The sequence below is a fragment of the Pseudomonas sp. M5A4_2d genome (assembly GCF_053345295.1).
The window spans coordinates 48,898-64,975 of the sequence record NZ_JBKEZW010000015.1 but is presented as its reverse complement, the minus strand read 5'-3'; the positions used below and the strand labels follow the sequence as shown (position 1 = coordinate 64,975).

Sequence of the window (16,078 nt, the reverse complement as noted above, 5' to 3'; positions counted from 1 at the left end):
CTATTCCAAACTGGAATCCTGATAATGGAATTCAAACAGCTGCGCAGCTTCGTCGAAGTGATCCACCGAGGGGGGTTTACCCAAGCCGGGAAAACCCTGCATATCAGCCAATCCGCCGTCAGCAAGCAGGTCGCACAGTTGGAACAGAGCCTCGGTACGGCGCTGCTGGAACGCACCGGCTCACACATCCGCCTGACGGCTGCCGGCACGGTGGTATTGCAGCGCGCAGAGGCCATGCTGCGCCTGCAAACCGAATTGCTCAGTGAACTGGATGATATGCAGCAACTGACCCGTGGCGAGTTACGCCTGGGCCTGCCGCTATTGGCCGGCGATTCGTTGTTTGCGGGGCTGTTCGCCGAATACCGCAGGCGTTATCCGAAGGTCACCATCCAATTGCTGGAGGGTGGCAGTCGCACCATCGAGCAAGCGATTTTGAACGGCGAGCTGGATGTGGGCGGCAGCCTGATGCCCAGCGACCCGGCGTTTGCCTGGCAGGCCTTCTGCGATGAACCGCTGGATGCCTTGTTGCCGATGGATCATCCCCTGGCCGACAACGCCCAGGTGCGCCTGGAAGAATTGGCAGACACGCCGTTCCTGATGTACCAGCGCAGTTTTGTACTCAATGACCGGCTGATGCAGGCATGTCAGCAATTGGGCTTCACGCCCAAAGAAATCGGTCGCAGCGGCCAGGCGGACTTTCTGGCGGCCCTGGTCGCGGCCGGCCAGGGCGTGGTGTTGCTGCCCAGTGTGGTCGCCCGCGGGTTGGTGCGGCCAGGCGTGGTGCGCCTGACACTCAAGGCGCCCGACTACCTGCGCTGGGACATTGCCTTTATCTGGCGTGAGGGCGCTTATCTGTCCAAAGCCGCCCAAGCCTGGCTGGCGTTGCTGCGCGAATTCCCGGTCAACCGCGCAGTGCAGTGACCAACTCGGCCAGCCAAGGCTCGGCATCAGCTTCCGGGGTGACACTTTCACTGGCGTCCAGACGCAGCATCGGCAGCACTTCGCGCACGCCCAGCTCGCCAAACAGCTCACGCATTTGCTCGCCGCCACCGCAGAACGTGTCGCCGTAACTGGCGTCGCCCAGGCCGATGACTGCACCGGGCAGGCCACGCCAGGCGGCGGGCAGTTGGTCGCGAATCATCGAATACAGCGGTTGCAGGTTATCGGGCAACTCCCCCATGCCGGTGGTCGAGGTCACCGCCAGAAAGGCTTCAGGGGCAAAGGCCTGCACGTCGGCCAAGCTGGCGCGAGGGTTGTGCCAGGCGTCAAAACCGGCCTCTTTGAGGATGGCTTCAGCGTGGCGGGCAACTTCTTCAGCCGTGCCGTAGACCGAGCCGGAAAGGATGGCGACTTTCATCAATCTGATCCTGTAGTTGAGCGAAAGCGTGGGATATTAGCAGCTGACGCAAATATTTCAGTGCGCACGGTGCAACATTCAAAACTTGCCATAAACTCCAAGCTCTGAAAAACCAGCCATGGACTGCTCAATGATTAACGCCAAGCTGATGCAAATGGTGATCGCTGCTTCCAACGACGGCATCGTCGTCGCCGAACGAGAAGGCAAAGACAAACCACTGATCTACGTTAACCCGGCGTTCGAGCGCCTGACGGGGTATGCCCTGGACGAAATTCTTTATCAGGATTGCCGCTTCCTGCAGGCGGGTGATCGCGATCAGCCGGCGCTGATGGCCATCCGCGAAGCTCTCGACAGCGGTGGATCCTGCCGGGAAATCCTGCGCAACTACCGCAAGGACGGCACGCATTTCTGGAATGAGCTGTCGCTGTCGACGGTTTATAACGAGGCGGACAAGCAGACGTATTTCGTCGGCGTGCAAAAAGACGTCACGGCGCAGGTGAAAGCGCAACAACGCGTCGCGCAGCTGGAGGCGCAAGTGGCTCAGCTTAAAGCGCAGTTGGCAGCACTTGAAACGACGAGCGGAAATAACAAGTTGTAGTAAACGAGGCCTTTAGAGGGATAATGGCTTTTTAGTACCTCATCCTTGAGCTACATCCATGCACCGCGACGCTCTCTTGACGCAGGACGAACTGGATTTTATCCAGGACATGCAGCACAACCCGCAGCTCAATCTGCGGGACGCATGGTCGAGCCTGACCGTCAACGGCGGTGCACAGATTCGCGACTTGCTCACGCGGTTGGCCGCTCACGACCACGTCACCATCCAGGCGCAGTTCGACAACCAGCAACTCACCTTCCCTTTGCACCTGGTGGAGGATGAGTTTCATGCGGTTCACTTGCGCTTGGGGGTACCGAGCATTTTTGAAGACGGCCCGATGATCCGCCCGTGGCGCCTGGCGCTGGAAACACCGGTGGTGATGGAGACCGCCAAGGGCAACCCCGGCGCGCTGTGGGTGCATGAGGTGTCATTCAAAGGCGTGCTGGTGGAGATTCGCGGCCGGGTCAAACCGCCGAAAACCTTTTCCCTGTGGTTCAGCCCGTCCGGTTACGAGCGTATTGCGCTGCGTGGCACGCTGGAGCGGGAGACCGCCCGAGGTTTGTTCGCCTACCGCCTGAGCCAAAGCGATGCGGAGGAGATCGAACGCCTGCGCCAGTTCATCCTGCACCAGCACCGACTGGTCCACCCGCATGTACACGCCTGATATCAGGTATCCAGCCCGCCGCTGAGAAACTGCTGCAAGCGGCGCCGCATCAAGCTGCCTTCATTGCCCAGGCAGCCTACGGAGGAACCCGCCAAATCCTTCTCGGCCAGCTCCGAAGCGACACCGGCGAGAAACAGCGGGCAATCCAGGGTCAACGCCAGGCGACTCAAGCGCCCAGCCAGATCCTGATTATGTGAATGGTTGGAGAAAATAATCAGCGCCTGGGGATGCATTCTTTCACACACCAGCGTCAATTCTTCAAAGGGCTGGCCCATGCCAAGCACCTTCACCGCCAGGTCATCGCGACTCATCAGCAACGCCGCCACCAGCAACTCCAATTTACGGCACTCGCCAGGCATGGCTGTCAGCAATACCCGGGGCGCAGGTGAGACACACGCGACCTGCAGGCGCAGAAAGGTCTGTATGCGCAGGAAGGAATCGTAAAAAAGCCACTCGCTGGCTTGGCCGAATCGGCCCTGATGGCGCAGCAGGTCATTCCACAGAGGCATGAGGATATCCTGGAACGCCACGCCAAGCGGGTAGGTCGCAAGAATCTGCCCGTACAGGCTCTCCAACTGACGATCGTCAAAGGCACTGACTGCCTGCACCAACCGCGCCCGCCACTGCGGCCATTCGCTCTCCTCGACGGCATCGCGTTCTGCGCGAACGGCGCTGGCCTGCTGATCATCGCGCGCAAGAATCTTGCCGACCTTGCTCACGGCCACGCCTCGCTCAATCCAATCGAGAATGCGATTGACGGTCTCAATATCAGCGTTGGAGTAGAGGCGATGCCCACTTTCGGTGCGTGTAGGCTGGATGAGGCCATAACGACGCTCCCATGCACGTAATGTGACGGGGTTCACACCTGTCAATCTTGAGACTTCACGAATCGGAAACAACGCTGCGGAATCAGCGCGATTTTCAGAGGCAATTTCGTGAGTAGGCGCAGTAATTTCGGGCATCAGAGGTCGAAAACGTCCGCGTGAATTTGGAGCCCATTTAACGCCTTAATACTTGTCCTTTTCAAGGGCCTGGATCTTCGGACCAATGTCACTGGCGTAATTTTTCAAAACAGGAATAATCCTTGCCTGTTTTTCAGGTGGTGGCCTAACCCGGCCGCCATCTTTGCGCGTTACCTACCCGGTTCAGCGCACCTGATATTTGGAGATACACAATGTCTACCTCACCCGTCACCTTGATGGTTGCGCGCCGCGTGGCCAAAGGGCGCTATGAAGAACTGATGGCCTGGCTGCGCGAAGGCGAGCAATTGGCCACCGACTTCCCCGGTTACCTGGGTTCCGGCGTACTTGCACCGCCGCCCAACGATGATGAGTTTCAGATTATCTTCCGCTTCGCCGACGAAAAAACCTTGCACGCCTGGGAGTTCTCCGCGTCGCGCGGCGCCTGGCTAAGCCGTGGCAGCGAGCTGTTTGCCGACCCGTCCGAGCATCGCGTCAGTGGTATTGATGGCTGGTTCGGCGCCGTGGGTGCGCGACCGCCGCGCTGGAAACAGGCCGTGGCGATCTGGCTGGCATTTTTCCCGGTGTCGCTGCTGTTCAATTTTGGACTGGAGCCGCTGCTCAGCGAGCTTGACCTGTTCAGCCGCGTTTTGGTCAGCACACTCGCGCTCACGCCCCTGATGGTTTACTTCTTTATTCCGCTGTCGACGCACCTGCTGGCGAGCTGGTTGCACCCCGCGCCGCCGCGTAAGGTCACCGAAGCGGCTGCGTGAGTACAGGGCTGGCCGGTCGCTGGTATAGTTTCAATCTGCCAGCGACTTGAGCCTCCCATGACTGCAACGAACGCCCCGATCCTGATTACCGGTGCCGGCCAGCGTGTCGGCCTGCATTGCGCCGAACGCCTGCTGGACGAGGGCCATTCGGTGATTTTCAGCTACCGCAGCGAACGCCCAGGCGTTGCGGCCTTGCGTGAACGTGGTGCGCTCGGCGTGTTTGCCGATTTCTCCAGTGAAGCCGGGATCCTGGCCTTCATCGCCGCACTCAAAACCCATACCGACAGCCTGCGCGCGATCATCCACAACGCTTCGGCGTGGGTCGCAGAAACGCCCGGCGACGAAAGCCGCGCGTTTACCGACATGTTCAGCGTGCACATGCTTGCGCCGTACTTGATCAACCTGCATTGTTCACCTTTGCTGCAACGCTCTTCACCCGCCGATATCGTGCATATCAGCGATGACGTGGTGCGCAAGGGCAGCCGCCAACACATCGCCTATTGCGCCACCAAGGCAGGCCTGGACAGCCTCACGTTGTCATTTGCCGCGCAGTTCGCGCCAACGATCAAGGTCAACGGCATCGCCCCGGCGATGGTGATGTTCAACGAAGGCGATGACGCGACCTACCGCGCCAAGGTCCTGGCCAAATCGGCACTGGGCATCGAGCCTGGGCCGGAGGTGATCTACCAGAGCGTGCGTTACCTGCTGGACAACCCCTATGTCACCGGTACCACCCTGACCGTCAACGGCGGGCGGCATATCAAGTAAGCCGTTTTTGAGGATGTTGTATGACCTTGTCCCTGCCCCAACACTACCGCGAGATCCTCGAAGGCCTGGGCGAAGACCCGGAACGCGAAGGCTTGCTCGACACCCCCAAGCGCGCTGCCAAGGCCATGCAGTACTTGTGTCATGGCTACGAGCAGAACCTGGACGAAATCGTCAACGGCGCGCTGTTCGCGTCCGACAATGACGAGATGGTGATCCTCAAGGATATCGAGCTGTATTCACTCTGCGAGCACCATCTGCTGCCCTTTATCGGCAAGGCCCATGTAGCCTATATTCCGACCGGCAAGGTGCTCGGCCTGTCGAAACTGGCGCGCATTGTCGACATGTACGCGCGGCGCCTGCAGATCCAGGAAAACCTCACGCGGCAAATCGCCGACGCCATCCAGCAGGTCACCCAGGCCGCTGGCGTGGCCGTGGTGATCGAAGCCAAGCACATGTGCATGATGATGCGCGGCGTGGAAAAACAGAATTCAACCATGAACACCTCGGTGATGCTCGGCGCTTTCCGCGAGTCGAACACTACGCGCATGGAGTTCCTGCAACTGATCGGACGGAGCAAGTAGCAATGCCACAACTTCAACCAGGCATGGCGCGCATCCGGGTCAAAGACCTGTGCCTGCGCACCTTTATCGGTATCAACGAGGATGAGATCCTCAACAAGCAGGACGTGCTGATCAACCTGACCATCCTGTATGCCGCTCAGGAAGCCGTGCGCGACAACGATATCGACCACGCGCTGAATTATCGCACCATCACCAAGGCCATTATCGCCCACGTGGAAGGCAACCGCTTCGCCCTGCTGGAGCGCCTGACCCAGGAGTTGCTGGACCTGGTGATGAGCAACGAATCGGTGCTGTACGCCGAAGTCGAAGTGGACAAGCCCCACGCGCTGCGTTTTGCCGAGTCAGTGTCGATTACCCTGGCAGCCAGCCGCTAACCCTTGAATCAGCAGTGAGCCCTATGAACGACCAACAACGCCTCGAACTCGAAGCCGCCGCCTTCCGCCGGTTGGTGGCGCACCTGGACAGCCGCAAGGATGTGCAGAACATCGACCTGATGAACCTCTCGGGCTTCTGCCGCAACTGCTTGTCCAAGTGGTACAAGGCCGAGGCCGACGAGCGCCACATCGAGCTGAGCCTCGATGACGCCCGTGAAGTGGTGTACGGCATGCCGTACGCCGAGTGGAAAGCCCAATACCAGAAAGAAGCCAACGCCGACCAACAGGCGGCGTTTGCCAAAGGAAAACCCCATGACTGACCTGAACACCCTGCGCGCCAGCCTCGACAGCGGCGAACACCTGTTTGCCGACACGCTGGCCTTTATCGCTGCCGGTTACGACTACCAGCCGCAAGCTTTCACCAACGGCAGCGTGGAAAACGCCGCCGGTCAAAACGCAGGCTCGTGCAAGACCCTGGGGCTGGCGCTGCTGGAAGGCTTGAGCGATCAGCAAGCGTTGCTGGCATTTGGTGAGCATTACCGTTCGGTGGTGGCGACGCCTGAGGGCAGTGATCACAGCAATATTCGCGCATTGATTGCGCATGGTTTGGCCGGTGTGAAATTTGCTGCGCAGCCACTGACCCGCAAGTTCTGAGTCAAACACAACTCAAAATGTGGGAGCGGGCTTGCTCGCGAAGGCGGTGGATCAGTTGATACATGTGTTGCCTGACACACCGCTTTCGCGAGCAAGCCCGCTCCCACATTCGATCTGTGTTGGTCATCAAATCCTGTGCATAAAAAAACCGGCCTCTCAGCCGGTTTTTTTATTTCAACGGATTTAGAACGCAGCGTCCTTCAAACCGTCGAGGTAACGCTCGGCATCCAGGGCCGCCATGCAACCGGCGCCGGCCGAGGTGATGGCCTGGCGGTAGACGTGGTCGGCCACGTCACCGGCGGCAAAGATACCTTCGATGTTGGTGGCGGTGGCGTTGCCTTCACGGCCGCCCTGCACCACCAGGTAACCGTCTTTGGCTTCCAGCACGCCTTCGAACAGCGAAGTGTTCGGGGTGTGGCCGATGGCGATGAACACGCCGTCGACTTTCAGCTCGTCGAAGCTGCCGTCGTTGTTTTTCAGGCGAGCACCGGTCACGCCCATGTTGTCGCCCAGGACTTCATCCAGGGTGGCGTTGAGCTTGAGGATGATCTTGCCTTCAGCGACACGGGCGTGCAGCTTGTCGATCAGGATCTTCTCGGCGCGGAAGGTTTCACGGCGGTGAACCAGGGTCACGGTGCTGGCGATGTTGGCCAGGTACAGCGCCTCTTCCACGGCGGTGTTACCGCCACCGACCACGGCGACCGGCTTGTTGCGATAGAAGAAACCGTCGCAGGTCGCGCAGGCCGAAACGCCCTTGCCCATGAACGCCTCTTCGGAAGGCAGGCCCAGGTAACGGGCGCTGGCGCCGGTAGCGATGATCAACGCGTCACAGGTGTAGACGCCGCTGTCGCCGGTCAGGCTGTAAGGCTTCTTGGAGAAATCGACTTTATTGATGTGGTCAAAAACGATCTCGGTTTCAAAGCGCTCGGCGTGTTCTTTCATACGCTCCATCAGCACCGGGCCGGTCAGACCGTGGACGTCGCCCGGCCAGTTGTCGACTTCAGTGGTGGTGGTCAACTGACCGCCCGCCTGCATGCCGGTGATCAGCAGCGGCTTGAGGTTGGCCCGGGCAGCGTAGACGGCAGCGCTGTAACCGGCAGGGCCGGAACCGAGAATAATCACTCGCGAATGACGGGTATCAGACATGACTCACTCCTATCGACCACCCGGACAACAAGGCGGCTGGAATAAAAAAGGACCGCGAAGCACTTGGGGAAGGCTTGAACTCGCAGGTCCTGAAAAATAATGGGTGCAGCGTATCGAGGGGGGCAAGATTAAGGAAATACGGAATAACAATCCAGCTCATAGGCGGTCTCTATGCAGTCGGCTGGGTTAATCGACACCTTTGTTACCTTTGATGTCGTCACACCGACCGCGCTTTCGCGTTGAATGCAAAGCCGGTAAGGTCGGCCCGTTCGTCATCCTGCTCGGAGTTCTCCATGCCTGCCCCTGCTCTTTCCGGCCCGCAATACCTGCGTGAAGGCCTCAAACTGGTGTTGAGCCCTGGCCTGCGTCTATTTGTGCTGCTGCCATTGGCGATCAACCTGGTGCTGTTCGTCGGTTTGATCTATTTCGCCGGCCATCAGTTCAGCCTATGGGTCGACACCTTGATGCCGACACTGCCTGGCTGGCTGAGCTTCCTCAGCTACATCTTGTGGCCGCTGTTTGTCGTGCTGGTGGTGTTGATGGTGTTTTTCACTTTCACCATGCTCGCCAATGTCATCGCCGCGCCGTTCAACGGTTTTCTTGCGGAGAAGGTTGAGGTCGTAGTACGCGGCACCGATGACTTCCCTCCCTTCAGTTGGGGTGAGCTGATTGCCATGGTCCCGCGCACCCTCGCGCGGGAAATGCGCAAGCTGGGTTACTTCCTGCCCAGGGCCATCGGCCTGTTTATCCTGTCGTTCATTCCGGTGGTCAACCTGATCGCCGCACCGCTGTGGCTGCTGTTTGGCGTGTGGATGATGGCGATCCAGTACATCGACTACCCGGCGGACAACCACAAGCTGGGCTGGAACGAAATGCTCGCCTGGCTGCGCCAGAAACGCTGGCAGAGCATGAGCTTCGGCGGCATCGTCTATCTGGTGCTGCTGGTGCCGGTGGTGAACCTGCTGATGATGCCGGCGGCGGTGGCCGGGGCCACACTGTTCTGGGTGCGCGAGCAAGGTGCTGAGGCCATGGCACGGCAAAATGTGGCCACGTCATAAATCCATCATCCCAGTGACACAATGACGACATGGCCCACAGTGACACTGTGGGTCATGACGACAGCTTCGCTTCACATCACCCTGATTACCGAAACCTTCCCGCCGGAAATCAACGGGGTGGCCAATACCCTTGGCCGCCTGTGTGAGGGTTTGCGCGCGCGCGGACATCAGGTGGAGTTGGTGCGCCCGCGCCAGGGTGCCGACCAGAGCCGCCCCAGCGACGACGAATTGCTGCTGTGCCGCGGCTGGCCGCTGCCAGGCTACCCCGGCCTGCAATGGGGCCAGTCGTCGATGCACAAATTGCTGCGACGCTGGACTCGCCAACGCCCGGACGTGCTGTACATCGCCACGGAAGGGCCACTGGGTTTATCCGCATTGCGCGCAGCGCGTCGTCTGGGGATCAGCGTGGTCAGCGGTTTTCACACCAATTTCCAGCAGTACTCGAACCAATACGGTTTGAGCATGTTGAGCCGCATGGTGACCCACTACTTGCGCTGGTTTCACAACCGCTCGAGCCTGACCCTGGTTCCCAGCGCCAGCCAACGCCTGGAGTTGGAGCGTCGAAATTTCGAGCGTTTGGGGATGCTGTCTCGCGGGGTCGATAGCCAATTGTTCCACCCCGCCAAGCGCGATAACGCGCTGCGTGAAAGCTGGGTACTGAACAGTGATCAAATCGCCGTGCTGCATGTGGGCCGACTGGCGCAGGAAAAGAACCTGGGGTTGCTCAAACGCTGCTTCGAAACCTTGCAAGACACTTACCCACTGCGCCAGATGAAACTGATCATCGTGGGTGATGGCCCGCAGCGGGCAATGATGGAAAAGGAATTGCCCGAGGCGATTTTCTGCGGCGCCCTGCGCGGCGAAGAACTTGCCCGGCATTACGCGTCCGGTGATGTGTTCCTGTTCCCCAGCCTGACCGAAACCTTCGGCAACGTGGTGCTGGAAGCCATGGCCTCGGGATTGGGGGTGGTGGCCTACGACCAGGCAGCCGCGACCCAGCATATTCGCCATGGCTACAACGGCGTGCTGGCGATGCCAGGGGATGAGGATGCGTTTTGCGATGCCGCCAACTGGCTGCTGGAGGATGCCGAGAGCTTGCGCCGCATGCGCTTGAATGCTCGCCAACATGCCAGCCGCCAGGGCTGGCCGGCGATTATCGAGCAGTTCGAGCGCCACCTGCGCGGGGTGTGCGGCGAGCAACCGGTGATTGCCGCGCAGTCGCGTTTGATCTGACGGGGTGTTAGCTGTCAGATCACGCTCGCGGGCGCCACTTACACCAACGTCGTCAACGCCTCACGACTGAACGGCAGAATGTCGCCTTCACGACCTTCACGCACCTTCACGGCCCAGTCCGGGTCCACCAGCAAGGCACGGCCTACAGCCACCAGGTCGAATTCGTCGTTGTTAAGGCGCTCCAGCAGTTTCTCCAGGCTGGCCGGCTGCGCAACCTTGTCGGTGTTGACCATGAACTGCAGGAACTCACCATCCAGACCGACACTGCCGACAGTGATGGTCGGTTTCCCGGTGAGCTGACGGGTCCAGCCCGCCAGGTTGAGGTCGGAACCTTCGAACTCCGGCTCCCAGAAACGGCGGGTGGAACAGTGGAAAATATCCACACCGGCGTCAGACAGCGGCTTGAGGAATTCCCCCAGGGCTTCAGGGGTTTGCACCAGGCGTGCGGTGTAATCCTGCTGCTTCCACTGAGAAAACCGCAGGATGATCGGGAAGTCCGGGCCCACGGCAGCGCGGGTGGCCTGGATCAACTCGATGGCAAAGCGCGAACGATTGGCCAGGCTCCCGCCATATTCGTCGGTGCGCTGGTTGCTGCCTTCCCAGAAAAACTGGTCGACCAGGTAACCGTGGGCGCCGTGGATCTCCACGCCGTCCATGCCGATGCTCTGAGCATCCTTGGCGGCCTGGGCGAAGGCGTTGATCACGTCCTTGATGTCCTGGGTGGTCATGCCTTGGACCACCACGTTGCCATCCTTGAGCTTTTCCATCGGACCGTAGGCCGGCACGCTGGCATCAGGCTCGGTACCGATACGGCGCACGCTGCCCACGTGCCACAACTGCGGGACAATCTTGCCGCCTTCTGCGTGCACGGCATCGACCACTTTCTTCCAGCCGGCCAACGCGGCTTCACCGTAAAAATGCGGGACGTTCGGGTAGCCGTTGGAGGCTTGATGGCCGACCACAGTACCTTCGGTGATGATCAGCCCTACGCCGGCGGCGGCGCGGCGGCGATAGTATTCGATAACCTTGGAATTCGGCACGCCACCTGGCGAGAACGAACGGGTCATCGGCGCCATCACCACACGGCTCGAAAGCTGCAGTGCACCGAGCTGGAACGGTTTGAACAAGGCTTGGACAGGCATGGGAGCACTCCACAGAAGAGGTGTTTATGATGTGGATAATATGGAGAGCGCGCAGTGCTGGGTAGCACTATTGATCTGGGTGATTAAGGGGTAAAAGCGAGGGAAGTCAGGTGCCGCTAACCTGCGGCGAGGGCGTTTGCTCCCTCACCTTCGGCAGGAACGATTTAGCTCAGGGCTTTTTCGATGGCCTGGATGACCGTTGGATCATCCGGCGCCGTGCGGGGCGAGAATCGCGCGAGCACTCGCCCGTCTTTGCCCAGCAGGAATTTTTCGAAGTTCCAGGTGATATCCCCTGGAAACTCGGCGCCCTCGCCCGCCAGCAAGCGATAGAGCTGATGACGGTCGTGGCCATTGACGTCAAGCTTGCTGCCCAACGGGAACGTCACGCCATAATTCAAGCTGCAGAACGCCTGGATCTCCTCCTCACTGCCCGGCTCCTGGCCTGCAAACTGGTTGCAGGGCAGGCCAAGCACGGTAAAACCCTGGCCTTTGTACTGCTGGTAGAGGTTTTCCAGCGCCGCGTATTGCGGGGTCAAGCCACATTTGGAGGCGACGTTGACTACCAGCACAACCTGCCCTTTGTAGGGCGCCAGCGGCAGGTCTTGTCCGTCTAAAGCTTTGAGTTTCAGATCGTGGAAAGCACTCATGACGAACTCCAGATATCCCATGTTCTTCGCATTGCGGCAGTTCGAGATTACAGACCGCAAGCCTGCAATCATAGACGCCGATTGAAAAACTCGCCCGCCGGTTACTGCGCCGTTGGCCAGGGCAAAATTGGAATAGCGGTGACCGCATTCTGCGGGCTGCCTTCGATCAGACGGTCGCTATAGACCAGATACACCAAGGTATTGCGCTTCTTGTCGAGGAAGCGCACCACCTGCATGGTCTTGAACACCAGCGAGGTGCGCTCCTTGAACACTTCGTCGCCATCCTTGAGCTCGCCCTTGAAATGAATCGGGCCAACCTGGCGGCAGGCAATCGAGGCTTCGGCGCGGTCTTCGGCCAGGCCCAGCCCGCCTTTCACGCCGCCGGTCTTGGCGCGCGACAGGTAGCAGGTCACGCCGTCGACCTTGGGGTCATCGAACGCCTCGACCACGATCCGGTCGTTGGGGCCGACGAATTTGAATACCGTTGACACCTGGCCGATTTCTTCAGCGCTGGCCAGCAGCGGCATGACCAGCAGCAGGCCGAGCAAACCCTTCATGACTCGCATCGTGTAGTTCCTTTGTTTAGACCAGGATCAGGTTATCGCGGTGCACCAGTTCCGGTTCCGCCATGTAACCCAGGAGTCCGACAATCGCTTCAGACGATTGTCCAATTATTTTCTGCGCTTCCAGGGCACTGTAGTTGGCCAGGCCACGGGCGATCTCACGACCGTCCGGCGCCACGCACACCACCATCTCACCACGGCGGAAGCTGCCCTGCACCAATTTGACGCCCACCGGCAGCAGGCTCTTGTTGCCTTGGGACAACGCCGACACGGCGCCTTCGTCCAGCACCAGCGTGCCACGGGTTTGCAGATGACCGGCCAACCACTGCTTGCGCGCCGCCAACATGCCACGTTCCGGCGACAGCAGCGTACCGATGCGCTCTCCGGCCTTGAGGCGGTCCAGCACCCGCTCCAGGCGCCCACCGACGATGATGGTGTGGGCGCCGGAACGCGCAGCCAGGCGCGCTGCACGCAGCTTGGTCTGCATACCGCCACGGCCCAGGGCGCCGCCGACACTGCCGGCCACGGCGTCCAGCGCCGGGTCATCGGCGCGGGCTTCGTAGATCAACTGGGCGTCGGGGTTGTTGCGCGGGTCGGCGTCGAACATGCCGTCACGGTCGGTGAGGATCACCAGCAGGTCAGCCTCCACCAGGTTGGCCACCAGTGCGGCCAGGGTGTCGTTGTCACCAAAACGGATCTCGTCGGTGACCACGGTGTCGTTCTCGTTGATCACCGGGATCACCTTGAGCTCCACGAGCGCGCGCAAGGTGCTGCGAGCGTTGAGGTAGCGCTTGCGGTCGGACAGGTCGTCGTGGGTCAGCAGGATCTGCGCCGTGTGGCGGCCGTGCTCGGCGAAGCTGGACTCCCAGGCTTGCACCAGGCCCATCTGGCCGATGGCGGCGGCGGCTTGCAGTTCGTGCATCGCGCTGGGTCGCGCGGTCCAGCCGAGGCGGCTCATCCCGGCGGCAACGGCCCCGGACGACACCAGCACCAACTCGACACCGGCCTCATGCAAGGCCACCATCTGCTCGACCCAGACGCTCATGGCTGCGCGATCCAGACCTTTGCCATCTGCCGTCAACAGCGCACTTCCGATCTTTACGACCCAGCGCTGCGCACCTGTCACTTTGCTCCGCATCATCTTCAACCTTAGAGTGAGGGCCGCGCGACCCAGCGCCGCCCATAACGTTATTCGTGACTACATTCCTGACTGCATAAAACCCAGATACCAAAACGCCGCTCGAGTGAGCGGCGCTTAAGTTTACTGCAACGAATCAGTCGCGCACGTAAATGATTTCCGGACCGTCTTCATCATCCACGTCTTCTTCGTCCCAATCATCGTCGCCGATGTCATGGACCGACTTCACGCCGCTGCGGCGCAGGGCACGCTGGTCGTCCAGGGCCTGCAGTTGGGCACGGGCTTCGTCTTCGATCTGCTGATCGAGTTCGGCCAGTTCGGCCTTGAATACCGGGTCAGCCGCCAAGCGGTCGGCGCGGTCTTCCAGGTAGCGCATGATGTCGCGGCACAGACGCTCGGTACCTTCTTTGGCGATGGCCGAGATCACGTAGACCGGACCTTCCCACTCCAGGCGATCGACGATTTCCTTGACGCGCTCTTCGTGCTCTTCTTCCAGGATCTGGTCGCACTTGTTCAGTACCAGCCAGCGATCACGCTCGGCCAGGGCCGGGCTGAACTTGGTCAGTTCGCTGACGATCACTTCGGCGGCGTCCGGTGCGCTGGTGTCATCAAGCGGCGCCATGTCGACGAGGTGCAGCAGCAAACGGGTACGCGACAAGTGCTTGAGGAAGCGAATCCCCAGGCCTGCGCCGTCGGAAGCGCCTTCGATCAAGCCAGGAATGTCGGCGACCACGAAGCTTTTCCAGCGATCGACGCTGACCACACCCAGGTTCGGCACCAGGGTGGTGAACGGGTAGTCGGCGACTTTCGGCTTGGCGGCCGAGACCGAGCGGATGAAGGTACTTTTGCCGGCGTTCGGCAGACCTAGCAGGCCTACGTCGGCCAATACTTTCATTTCGAGTTTCAGGTCACGCTGCTCGCCCGGCTTGCCCGGCGTGGTCTGGCGTGGTGCACGGTTGGTACTGGACTTGAATCGGGTGTTACCCAGACCGTGCCAGCCGCCCTGCACAACCATCAGCTTCTGGCCGGCCTTGGTCAGGTCGCCAATCACTTCCTGGGTAGCGGAGTCGATGATCGTGGTGCCGACCGGTACGCGCAGTACCAGGTCTTCGCCCTTTTTACCGGTGCAGTCGGTGCTGCCGCCGTTGGAGCCACGCTCGGCATCGAAGTGCCGGGTGTAACGGTAGTCGACCAGGGTGTTGAGGTTTTCGTCGGCCATCATGTAGATGGAACCGCCGTCACCGCCGTCACCGCCGTTGGGGCCACCGTTTTCGATGAATTTTTCGCGACGGAAACTCATGCAACCGTTACCGCCGTCGCCTGCTTTTACTCGGATGGAAACTTCATCAACGAACTTCATAACAAAACGCCTCTCGTCGCATGGACGAGCTTAAGAAACCAAGACATAAGACTCTTGCAAAAATGAGCGCAGCGACCTCAATAACGACCGCAAATCCAGCGCCTGAGCCCATTACAAACAGCTTTGCAAGAGACTCACTCCACAAACGAAAAAGCCCCGTCGCGAGACAGGGCTTTTCCAGCGATCGCGCAATTAAGCGGCGACAACGCTCACGTAACGGCGGTTGAACGCGCCTTTTACTTCAAACTTGATCACGCCTTCGATTTTCGCGAAGAGGGTGTGATCTTTACCCATGCCAACACCGTAACCGGCGTGGAATTGGGTGCCGCGCTGACGCACGATGATGTTGCCCGGAATGATTTTCTGGCCGCCATACATCTTAACGCCAAGGCGTTTGGCTTCTGAGTCGCGACCGTTACGGGTACTACCACCAGCTTTTTTGTGTGCCATGAGTCAATTCTCCTAGTGAGGAATTAGGCTGAAATTAAGCCTGAATACCGGTGATTTTGATCTCGGTGTACCACTGGCGGTGGCCCATACGCTTCATGTGGTGCTTACGACGACGGAACTTGATGATGCGGACTTTATCGTGACGACCTTGGGAGATCACTTCAGCCACAACGGTAGCGCCAGCAACAACTGGAGCGCCGATGTTCACGTCATCGCCATTGGCGACCAACAGAACGCGATCAAAGGTAACGGATTCGCCAGTAGCGATTTCCAGTTTTTCGATCTTCAGGTATTCACCTGGGGCGACCTTGTATTGCTTGCCACCAGTAACAATTACTGCGTACGACATGGTATTTCTCCGATAATCCTGCTCACCCAGCGCTTTATAAGAAGAGGTATTGGCTGGCATGGCTGCATGGGATGGACGTCCCGAATGCAATTGCGTAAGGCAGGTGCTGCCCAGGAAGTTCAGGGTGCGCGATTGTACGCAAGGTAAATGGGTGATGCAAGTAGCCGCCAATCGCCGTGAAAGCGTAGCGAGCGAAGGGAAGACCAGGAAAAAACAGGCGAGGAAGCGGAGTTTACTGGCTGTAAATGAGCATTCCGAGCCTGT

At 59.7% G+C, this 16,078-nt stretch carries 21 protein-coding genes; 11 read left to right on the top strand and 10 right to left on the bottom strand.

Features of this window, described 5'->3' with window-relative positions:
- Positions 1–24: 24 nt before the first annotated feature.
- Complete coding sequence (locus ACLBW8_RS26950) at positions 25–921, top strand: LysR family transcriptional regulator (protein ID WP_262666250.1); 897 nt, start codon at positions 25–27, stop codon at positions 919–921.
- On the opposite strand, the gene ACLBW8_RS26945 is transcribed toward ACLBW8_RS26950, so the two are convergent.
- Positions 902–1,357, bottom strand: a complete 456-nt coding sequence (locus ACLBW8_RS26945; protein ID WP_064454091.1) for a flavodoxin — start codon at positions 1,355–1,357, stop codon at positions 902–904. The genes ACLBW8_RS26950 and ACLBW8_RS26945 overlap by 20 nt on opposite strands.
- A gap of 130 nt (positions 1,358–1,487) precedes the next feature.
- Between ACLBW8_RS26945 and ACLBW8_RS26940 the strand changes: the two genes are divergently transcribed.
- Both ACLBW8_RS26940 and ACLBW8_RS26935 read left to right on the top strand, forming a co-directional pair.
- A complete protein-coding gene (locus tag ACLBW8_RS26940) occupies positions 1,488–1,955 on the top strand; it encodes a PAS domain-containing protein (RefSeq protein ID WP_064454092.1) in 468 nt (155 codons plus the stop codon).
- Between the two features lie 58 nt (positions 1,956–2,013).
- The gene (locus tag ACLBW8_RS26935; protein WP_064454093.1) at positions 2,014–2,619 is read left to right on the top strand and encodes a hypothetical protein; all 606 of its coding nucleotides are present in this window, start codon (positions 2,014–2,016) and stop codon (positions 2,617–2,619) included.
- A 2-nt stretch (positions 2,620–2,621) separates the two neighbouring features.
- Here the strand turns inward: ACLBW8_RS26935 and ACLBW8_RS26930 are convergent, their stop codons facing one another.
- Positions 2,622–3,581 (bottom strand): MerR family transcriptional regulator, encoded by a 960-nt coding sequence (locus tag ACLBW8_RS26930; RefSeq protein WP_447806747.1) that lies wholly within the window; start codon positions 3,579–3,581, stop codon positions 2,622–2,624.
- Between the two features lie 212 nt (positions 3,582–3,793).
- Here ACLBW8_RS26930 and ACLBW8_RS26925 point away from each other — a divergent pair, with 212 nt between their 5' ends.
- From ACLBW8_RS26925 to ACLBW8_RS26900, 6 genes are read left to right on the top strand one after another with little or no spacing between them, the layout of a single operon-like run.
- On the top strand, positions 3,794–4,351 hold the full coding sequence (locus ACLBW8_RS26925) for an antibiotic biosynthesis monooxygenase (protein ID WP_128590117.1): 558 nt from the start codon (positions 3,794–3,796) through the stop codon (positions 4,349–4,351).
- Between the two features lie 57 nt (positions 4,352–4,408).
- Positions 4,409–5,119 (top strand): dihydromonapterin reductase, encoded by a 711-nt coding sequence (gene folM / locus ACLBW8_RS26920; RefSeq protein WP_447806746.1) that lies wholly within the window; start codon positions 4,409–4,411, stop codon positions 5,117–5,119.
- 20 nt (positions 5,120–5,139) lie between these two features.
- Positions 5,140–5,700: a GTP cyclohydrolase I FolE gene (folE, locus tag ACLBW8_RS26915; protein ID WP_262666254.1), complete on the top strand. Its 561-nt coding sequence runs from the start codon at positions 5,140–5,142 to the stop codon at positions 5,698–5,700.
- A 2-nt stretch (positions 5,701–5,702) separates the two neighbouring features.
- Positions 5,703–6,074, top strand: a complete 372-nt coding sequence (gene folX, locus ACLBW8_RS26910) for a dihydroneopterin triphosphate 2'-epimerase (RefSeq protein WP_003194073.1) — start codon at positions 5,703–5,705, stop codon at positions 6,072–6,074.
- Between the two features lie 23 nt (positions 6,075–6,097).
- Positions 6,098–6,394 (top strand): DUF1244 domain-containing protein, encoded by a 297-nt coding sequence (locus tag ACLBW8_RS26905; protein WP_064454098.1) that lies wholly within the window; start codon positions 6,098–6,100, stop codon positions 6,392–6,394.
- Positions 6,387–6,728: a HopJ type III effector protein gene (locus tag ACLBW8_RS26900; RefSeq protein WP_447806745.1), complete on the top strand. Its 342-nt coding sequence runs from the start codon at positions 6,387–6,389 to the stop codon at positions 6,726–6,728. Before ACLBW8_RS26905 ends, ACLBW8_RS26900 begins: the two co-directional genes overlap by 8 nt.
- Before the next feature lie 183 nt (positions 6,729–6,911).
- On the opposite strand, the gene trxB is transcribed toward ACLBW8_RS26900, so the two are convergent.
- On the bottom strand, positions 6,912–7,874 hold the full coding sequence (gene trxB / locus ACLBW8_RS26895) for a thioredoxin-disulfide reductase (RefSeq protein ID WP_025858049.1): 963 nt from the start codon (positions 7,872–7,874) through the stop codon (positions 6,912–6,914).
- 293 nt (positions 7,875–8,167) lie between these two features.
- On the opposite strand from trxB, the gene cysZ reads away from it, so the two are divergent.
- Positions 8,168–8,932, top strand: a complete 765-nt coding sequence (gene cysZ / locus ACLBW8_RS26890) for a sulfate transporter CysZ (protein ID WP_221295629.1) — start codon at positions 8,168–8,170, stop codon at positions 8,930–8,932.
- 54 nt (positions 8,933–8,986) lie between these two features.
- Positions 8,987–10,165 carry a glycosyltransferase family 4 protein gene (locus ACLBW8_RS26885; RefSeq protein ID WP_407016170.1) on the top strand — a complete coding sequence of 393 codons (1,179 nt, stop codon included), beginning with the start codon at positions 8,987–8,989 and terminating at the stop codon, positions 10,163–10,165.
- A gap of 38 nt (positions 10,166–10,203) precedes the next feature.
- Here ACLBW8_RS26885 and ACLBW8_RS26880 read toward each other — a convergent pair whose 3' ends face one another.
- From ACLBW8_RS26880 to rplU, 7 genes are all read right to left on the bottom strand, one after another.
- Positions 10,204–11,307, bottom strand: a complete 1,104-nt coding sequence (locus ACLBW8_RS26880; RefSeq protein ID WP_262666258.1) for an NADH:flavin oxidoreductase — start codon at positions 11,305–11,307, stop codon at positions 10,204–10,206.
- A gap of 164 nt (positions 11,308–11,471) precedes the next feature.
- Complete coding sequence (locus tag ACLBW8_RS26875) at positions 11,472–11,954, bottom strand: glutathione peroxidase (RefSeq protein WP_447806744.1); 483 nt, start codon at positions 11,952–11,954, stop codon at positions 11,472–11,474.
- Between the two features lie 101 nt (positions 11,955–12,055).
- Positions 12,056–12,520 (bottom strand): CreA family protein, encoded by a 465-nt coding sequence (locus ACLBW8_RS26870; RefSeq protein ID WP_064454105.1) that lies wholly within the window; start codon positions 12,518–12,520, stop codon positions 12,056–12,058.
- 16 nt (positions 12,521–12,536) lie between these two features.
- Positions 12,537–13,655 carry a glutamate 5-kinase gene (proB, locus tag ACLBW8_RS26865; protein WP_064454106.1) on the bottom strand — a complete coding sequence of 373 codons (1,119 nt, stop codon included), beginning with the start codon at positions 13,653–13,655 and terminating at the stop codon, positions 12,537–12,539.
- Between the two features lie 136 nt (positions 13,656–13,791).
- Positions 13,792–15,015, bottom strand: coding sequence for an Obg family GTPase CgtA (gene cgtA, locus ACLBW8_RS26860; protein WP_064454107.1), 1,224 nt, complete (start codon positions 15,013–15,015; stop codon positions 13,792–13,794).
- A 192-nt stretch (positions 15,016–15,207) separates the two neighbouring features.
- Positions 15,208–15,465, bottom strand: coding sequence for a 50S ribosomal protein L27 (gene rpmA / locus ACLBW8_RS26855; RefSeq protein ID WP_003176049.1), 258 nt, complete (start codon positions 15,463–15,465; stop codon positions 15,208–15,210).
- 34 nt (positions 15,466–15,499) lie between these two features.
- Complete coding sequence (gene rplU / locus ACLBW8_RS26850) at positions 15,500–15,814, bottom strand: 50S ribosomal protein L21 (RefSeq protein ID WP_003176051.1); 315 nt, start codon at positions 15,812–15,814, stop codon at positions 15,500–15,502.
- Positions 15,815–16,078: the final 264 nt, after the last annotated feature.

What these genes read in the sequence shown, in the direction of transcription:
- ACLBW8_RS26945 (WP_064454091.1), bottom strand. Translation starts at nt 1,357, where the DNA reads ATGAAAGTCGCCATCCTTTCCGGCTCGGTCTACGGCACGGCTGAAGAA.
- folM (WP_447806746.1), top strand. Translation starts at nt 4,409, where the DNA reads ATGACTGCAACGAACGCCCCGATCCTGATTACCGGTGCCGGCCAGCGT.
- ACLBW8_RS26940 (WP_064454092.1), top strand. Translation starts at nt 1,488, where the DNA reads ATGATTAACGCCAAGCTGATGCAAATGGTGATCGCTGCTTCCAACGAC.
- trxB (WP_025858049.1), bottom strand. Translation starts at nt 7,874, where the DNA reads ATGTCTGATACCCGTCATTCGCGAGTGATTATTCTCGGTTCCGGCCCT.
- rpmA (WP_003176049.1), bottom strand. Translation starts at nt 15,465, where the DNA reads ATGGCACACAAAAAAGCTGGTGGTAGTACCCGTAACGGTCGCGACTCA.
- cysZ (WP_221295629.1), top strand. Translation starts at nt 8,168, where the DNA reads ATGCCTGCCCCTGCTCTTTCCGGCCCGCAATACCTGCGTGAAGGCCTC.
- ACLBW8_RS26925 (WP_128590117.1), top strand. Translation starts at nt 3,794, where the DNA reads ATGTCTACCTCACCCGTCACCTTGATGGTTGCGCGCCGCGTGGCCAAA.
- cgtA (WP_064454107.1), bottom strand. Translation starts at nt 15,015, where the DNA reads ATGAAGTTCGTTGATGAAGTTTCCATCCGAGTAAAAGCAGGCGACGGC.
- ACLBW8_RS26870 (WP_064454105.1), bottom strand. Translation starts at nt 12,520, where the DNA reads ATGCGAGTCATGAAGGGTTTGCTCGGCCTGCTGCTGGTCATGCCGCTG.
- ACLBW8_RS26900 (WP_447806745.1), top strand. Translation starts at nt 6,387, where the DNA reads ATGACTGACCTGAACACCCTGCGCGCCAGCCTCGACAGCGGCGAACAC.
- folE (WP_262666254.1), top strand. Translation starts at nt 5,140, where the DNA reads ATGACCTTGTCCCTGCCCCAACACTACCGCGAGATCCTCGAAGGCCTG.
- ACLBW8_RS26880 (WP_262666258.1), bottom strand. Translation starts at nt 11,307, where the DNA reads ATGCCTGTCCAAGCCTTGTTCAAACCGTTCCAGCTCGGTGCACTGCAG.
- folX (WP_003194073.1), top strand. Translation starts at nt 5,703, where the DNA reads ATGCCACAACTTCAACCAGGCATGGCGCGCATCCGGGTCAAAGACCTG.
- ACLBW8_RS26875 (WP_447806744.1), bottom strand. Translation starts at nt 11,954, where the DNA reads ATGAGTGCTTTCCACGATCTGAAACTCAAAGCTTTAGACGGACAAGAC.
- ACLBW8_RS26935 (WP_064454093.1), top strand. Translation starts at nt 2,014, where the DNA reads ATGCACCGCGACGCTCTCTTGACGCAGGACGAACTGGATTTTATCCAG.
- ACLBW8_RS26905 (WP_064454098.1), top strand. Translation starts at nt 6,098, where the DNA reads ATGAACGACCAACAACGCCTCGAACTCGAAGCCGCCGCCTTCCGCCGG.
- ACLBW8_RS26930 (WP_447806747.1), bottom strand. Translation starts at nt 3,581, where the DNA reads ATGCCCGAAATTACTGCGCCTACTCACGAAATTGCCTCTGAAAATCGC.
- ACLBW8_RS26950 (WP_262666250.1), top strand. Translation starts at nt 25, where the DNA reads ATGGAATTCAAACAGCTGCGCAGCTTCGTCGAAGTGATCCACCGAGGG.
- ACLBW8_RS26885 (WP_407016170.1), top strand. Translation starts at nt 8,987, where the DNA reads ATGACGACAGCTTCGCTTCACATCACCCTGATTACCGAAACCTTCCCG.
- proB (WP_064454106.1), bottom strand. Translation starts at nt 13,655, where the DNA reads ATGCGGAGCAAAGTGACAGGTGCGCAGCGCTGGGTCGTAAAGATCGGA.
- rplU (WP_003176051.1), bottom strand. Translation starts at nt 15,814, where the DNA reads ATGTCGTACGCAGTAATTGTTACTGGTGGCAAGCAATACAAGGTCGCC.